We start from the raw sequence: 4,468 nt of genomic DNA, 5'->3' as shown, positions 1-4,468 counted from the left end.
CTTCATGGTTCTTCAAAAAGTCGCTCATCATTTCTCCGGTGAAGGTGTAGTAGCTTTCGGCTGAGAGGTCATCATTGCAACTGGTGGACAGACTCATTTGCATGACCAATAACAAGATGGTGCAAACAGACAGCCAAGATTTGAATTTGTTTTCCATAATCTTGAAATATTAAAATTAGATACATATAGTTTTAACATCTTACTATATGCAAAAGTATAAAAACGCTTTTGGGACTGATAGGATAATATTATCTAAAACATGGATAATAAATGCAAAAATAAAATGGCTATGTGGTTAGGGAGAATAAACTTTTTAATAACATAAAAGCCGTGCGCTTACGATGGAAAGTCGTAAGGGCGCACGGCATATTGCTTGTTTGTCTACAGAAATACTATTGGGTGCCTTTTCAGTAGGTCCGCTTTTGACAAATGCCTGCGGGCTTGGATTTCTGGTTTGCTAATAGAGGTCTTCACCAAGTCCTCCGGCTCCACATATATCTATCGGAACCAGTTCCATATAATCGAGGACGAAGTTTCCGCTTTCACTGCTTGAAAGCACGGAACGCAAACGTATGGTATGATGGGTGTTTGCTTTTACTTCCACGTTACAGATTTTACGACGCATCAAATCGTTCTGGTTATAATGAGTTACACAGACACTTGCACTGTATCTTGGTGCGTCGGTTCCGTCGTTATTGTAGAACGCACCCTTGGGTCCGCTGTAGTATCCGTTATTCTTCATGACACGTGCGTTTTCTTCCAATTCCTCAGAAGTATAGATACCGCTGGAGTTTTCTTCTTTGTTTCTCCAGCCTTTGAAGCCGTTGTAAAGACCGCCGACTCTTGCGTCGCTGGGGCCGTATCGCATATCTATAGGGATACCTTGAGGTACGCCGTCCACATAAACCTGTCCGATTCCGCGGTCGGCCAAGGCACAATAACCTAAACGCAACTCGTAGGTACCGGGAGGTACGTTCGGCAGTCGGAAGGTCACGTCGTAACTCGTACCTAAAACACCTAATACGTCTCCATGCAAACTCGACCAATATACGATGGGGCGCTGTATGAAGAATGTGGTGTTTTCGCTGAATGTGGCATTCTTTAAGTAACCAGGCGGGAGATAATAATTGTAACCTCCGGCTTCGGTTCCGTCTTCGCTGTTATCTCCGGCATTGTATGCTTGCGTAGGATTACCGCACAGACGGATGTTGTTGTTGGTCAGTTCCGGCCACAACGTCATAAAGTCGATTCGCATACGGGTGTTCATGACTTTGGTACGCATGGTCTGGTCGTAGGCCAACACATCGTCTACGTAGAAATAAGCTACATTCAACGAGAAGTTGTCGGCGTTTTCAGGAGTCGTCAGATGAGCACCGCGGATACGTTCATCGTTGTTGTATGCGCTGGCATGACTATGATTGATATAGTAATCACGTTCGTATTCTACCGCAGGATCGATTGTACGGTAAACCCGTTCCAATTTCATTGTAGAGAAGTCCAGCATGGTTCCGACCCATTCCGTCGGGTCGAGATAAGCTGTATTGACTCCCCAACAGTTTACCAGCTTGGCCGTACTGGTGAACAATCGGTCGAGGATATGGTAAGACAGGAACATGTGCAAGGGATTGTATTGGCTCTTCAAAGAAGACTTGTTCCAATAAAGTTCTTTGTATGTCTTTCCTTCGTTAGGATCCACTTTGTCCAGTCCGAAGATGCTGGCGGAAGTATTGTCGCTATATTTTTCTGCAGCTAAGTCATACAGGGCGTCGATCTTTTCATCCATGGTCATGCTCTCGTTGAAGCGGTCGCTGTATTTCTCGTAAAGTACTTTGTCGGGTACGATGAGAAGCGTGAAACCACTATACCGATGATCGGGACGTTTGCCCACATAATTCTCGTTTCCGATACGCATGCTTGGCGTGAAGGCGGCATAATTGTTCTTCCACTCTTCGTAGCCGTCATCGCGGTAACGCGACAAGGAATCAAGCAGGGCTGTTCTCTTGAGGGCTTCATAGAAGATGGTGAAATCTTCGTGGTTCTCATCCAAAAGGCTGGCTCCCAGACTGGTGTTGGGTACTAAAACTTTGTCTACAGGATGTACTACTCCGTTTTCCACAGAGTCGTTTTTCAATTCGTTGATGATGGCGGCACGCCGGTTGATGACGGTCAATACCATTTGGTTGGCATCTACAGTGTCTCCGTTTGTCACCATAATCAGGGGCAAATCCAACTGGTTGCTTTCCTGATGTGTCTCAGAGAGATTGTAGGTGTACAACGTTCGTTCTATAAGACAGGCTTTTACCAACGTGTCGCAAAAAGAGGCCGGAATGTCTTCGACAGAGGCGTATCCTCTTTCTTTTAGGAAAGCTTCCACTCCGGAGTTTACGGGGGGGAATAGTGTACGTGCTCCCCGGCTGGCCAGCAAGTCCATTCTTCCGGCTCGCTCTACGATACGTTTGAACTGGCTGAAATCTTCACGGTTCGCCAAAAAATCACTCATCATTTCACCGGTGAAAGTGTAGTAACTGTCGGCTGCAAGGTCATCGTTACAACTTGTGAGAATTCCACCCTGTCCTATTAAAAAGAGGATGGCGCAGATACATGGGGTAATTTTGGATAAGTACTTCATGGATCAAATAGTTTTATTAGGTTAATTTTATTTATTTTCGGAGTGTAAAGATACTAAAGAAATATATAATATATTCATTCCTTTCTGTTAAAAATGAGATTCCTTCCTAAAAAACAGAAAAAAATACCTATCCTCCATTGTCAATAATGGAGGGTAGGCAGGTCGGTGTACCCTTGTGGCGGGCGGCAACGGCTTCGTAGGGGGCGTCAATAAAGGTCTTCTCCGAGACCTCCGGCTCCGCAAATGTCTATCGGGACTAACTCCATGTAATCAAGCGTGAAGTTTCCGCTTTCGCTACTGGTGAGTACGGAACGTAAGCGTATGGTATGGTGGGTGTTGGGCTTGACTTCCACATTGCATATTTTACGACGCATCAAGTTGTCTTGGTTATAGTAAATGGTACAAGTGTTTGCGCTGTATCTCGGTGCGTCATTTCCGTCATTTCCATAGAATACGCTTTTGGGGCCGCTATAGTAGCCGTTGTTCTTCATTACACGGGCATTTTCTTCCAGTTCTTCTGTGGTGTAAATACCGCTGGAGTTTTCTTCTTTGTTTCTCCAACCTTTTCCTCCATTGTAAAGTCCGCCAACTCTTGAGTCGCCCGCACTGTAACGCATGTCCATGGGGATTCCCTGTGGAATGCCGTCTACGTAGACTTGGCCGATGCCGCGGTCCACTAAAGCACAGTACCCCAGACGGAGTTCATAAGTGCCGGGAGGTACATTCGGTAGCCGGAACGTTACGTCATAGCTTGTTCCTAATATGCCTAAAACGTCTCCCCCCATGTTGGACCAATATACGATGGGGCGTGATATAAAGAATGTGGTATTGTCGCTGATAGACACGTTCTTCAGGTAGCCAGGCGGAAGGTAATAATTGTAGCCTCCGGCTTCGGTGCCGTCTTCGCTGTTGTCGCCACTGTTGTAGGCTTGCGTAGGATTACCGCATAGGCGGATGTTGTTGTTGGTAAGTTCCGGCCACAGGGTCATGAAGTCAATGCGCAAACGTGTGTTCATTACCTTGTTACGCATAATTGGGTCATAAGCCAGAACATCGTCCACGTAATAATACGCTACGTTTAATGAGAAATTGTCGGCATTTTCAGGAGTTGTCAGATGTGCCCCTCTGATACGTTCATAGTTGTTGTAGGTACACGCTTCGCTGTGGTTGATATAGAAATCCCGTTCATATTCCACTGCGGGGTCAATCGTACGGTACACCTTTTCCAGTTTGACGGCAGAGAAGTCGAGCATCGTGCCCACCCATTCTGTCGGGTCTGCATAGGCTGTATTGATTTGCCAACAGTTGATGAGCTTGGCCGTGCTGGTGAACAGGCGGTCAAGGATATGGTAGGAGAGGAACATGTTCAACGGGTTATGCCTGTTCTTCAGGGAATTTTTGTTCCAATACAGTTCTTTGTATGTTTTACCGGTAGCGGGATCTGTCTTATCCAGTCCGAAGATGCTGGCGGAAGTGTTGTCTGCGTACTTTTCTGCGGCCAGGTCGTACAGTGCATCGATCTTCTGGTCCATGGTCATGCTTTCGTTGAAACGGTCGGGATATTTTTCGTACAGAGCCTTGTCCGGTACGATGAAAAGGGTAAATCCGCTGTACCGGTGGTCCGGTCGTTTGCCCACGTAGTCTTCGTTGCCGATGTGCATGCTTTGTGTGAACTCTTTATAGTTGTTTTTCCATATTTCGTAGTCGTCGTCACGGTAACGTGACAGGGAATCGAGCAGGGCTGTCCGTTTGAGGGCTTCATAGAAGATGGTGAAATCCTGGTGGTTCTCGTCCAACAGGCTTGCTCCCAGGCTCGTGTTGGGTACTATCACTTTGTCC

General features: G+C 46.4%; 2 protein-coding genes. Both read right to left on the bottom strand.

Features of this window, described 5'->3' with window-relative positions; translation table 11 throughout:
* Positions 1-457: 457 nt before the first annotated feature.
* Positions 458-2,629 (bottom strand): fasciclin domain-containing protein, encoded by a 2,172-nt coding sequence (locus tag HMPREF9441_RS10905; RefSeq protein ID WP_008621095.1) that lies wholly within the window; start codon positions 2,627-2,629, stop codon positions 458-460.
* 206 nt (positions 2,630-2,835) lie between these two features.
* A partial coding sequence (locus HMPREF9441_RS10900) for a hypothetical protein (protein WP_008621093.1) occupies positions 2,836-4,468 on the bottom strand: 1,633 nt, incomplete at its 5' end.

Origin of the sequence: Paraprevotella clara YIT 11840 (assembly GCF_000233955.1) — a bacterium.
GTDB lineage: Bacteria > Bacteroidota > Bacteroidia > Bacteroidales > Bacteroidaceae > Paraprevotella > Paraprevotella clara.
This window is presented reverse-complemented; position numbering and strand designations above follow the sequence as displayed.